The sequence below is a fragment of the Salinimicrobium oceani genome (assembly GCF_012037645.1).
Genome location: NZ_JAAVJR010000980.1, coordinates 1 through 379, shown reverse-complemented (window position 1 = coordinate 379; position 379 = coordinate 1). Strand labels below are relative to the sequence as shown.

1 protein-coding gene is annotated in these 379 nt (G+C 32.7%); it reads right to left on the bottom strand.

The window, feature by feature from the left end; all coding sequences use genetic code 11:
- Positions 1 to 296: helix-turn-helix domain-containing protein (locus tag HC175_RS20355; RefSeq protein WP_168139861.1), on the bottom strand; the 296-nt coding region annotated here is incomplete at its 3' end.
- Positions 297 to 379: the final 83 nt, after the last annotated feature.

The window sequence follows — 379 nt, the reverse complement described above, 5'->3', positions numbered from 1 at the left end:
AAAGGTTCTTCTCCGAAAATTTGAATAATAAAAGATTTTAGACTCGGACCAATCATTTGGTAAAGAGCTCTTTTCTCTTCTGGTACATCTTTTTCCGAGATAGTTAGAAAATAGACAATTGCCGGTGGCACTTCCAAAACTTCACAAATTTTATCAAAAGTTTCAGGATTAGGATGGTATTTACCTTTAATAATCTGAGAAAGTGCCGTAGGCGATTTTCCAATTTTCTCCGCTAACATAACTTGGGTTAACCCCTTTTGCTTTATTAACTTCTGTAGAACTTGTCCTATTTCCATAATGTTTTTTGTACTAACTAGAGAATATGTCGTATCCAATACCAATTAATCGAATTAGACTAACAAAAATTTCTATATATCTC